This window comes from Oleiphilus sp. HI0079, assembly GCF_001635105.1.
The window spans coordinates 1-674 of sequence record NZ_LWFT01000923.1 but is presented as its reverse complement, the minus strand read 5'-3'; the positions used below and the strand labels follow the sequence as shown (position 1 = coordinate 674).

The 674-nt window shown below is 48.7% G+C and carries 1 protein-coding gene; it reads right to left on the bottom strand.

The window, feature by feature from the left end:
* The coding region (locus tag A3750_RS17020; protein ID WP_068548502.1) for a 3-deoxy-7-phosphoheptulonate synthase at nt 1-674 on the bottom strand (674 nt) is incomplete at both ends.

Below are 674 nucleotides of genomic sequence, written 5' to 3'. Positions count from 1 at the left end.
GGTTGCCTTTCGTTCGGACCACAGAAACTTGCCCCTCGCGATTAATGCCTAGAAAGCTATGCGGGTGGGCAACCGAACCCAGTGCGTTGATTGCGACACCTAGGCCACCATCGGTGCCGTTCTTAAAACCGATTGCTACGGAAAGTCCAGAGCTCATCTCTCTGTGCGTTTGCGACTCTGTGGTTCTAGCGCCGATTGCCGACCAAGAGATGGTATCTTGTAAGTACTGTGGCGAGATCGGGTCAAGTGCCTCTGTCGCAGTTGGCAGCCCGATTTCAGCAATATCTAACAACAGCTTTCGGCCAATATGCAAACCGTCTTCGAGCTCAAAAGAGTCGTTCAAGTGTGGGTCATTGATCAAACCCTTCCAGCCAACCGTCGTGCGCGGCTTTTCGAAATAGACACGCATAACCAGGTAAAGGGTGTCCTTTACCTTGTCTGACAGCTCTTTTAGCTTCAGTGCATATTCTTTTGCAGCGTCTACATCATGAATAGAGCATGGGCCCACAACGAGAAAAATACGTTTGTCTTCTCGGTCCAAAATGCGATTTACAGTATCGCGGCCTTGTTGGATAGTCTCTTTGGCTTTATCAGAAAGCGGAATATCGCTTTTAAGTTGTGCTGGAGTGATAAGAAGTTCTTGGCTAGCAACGTTGATGTTGTCTAATTCGGTG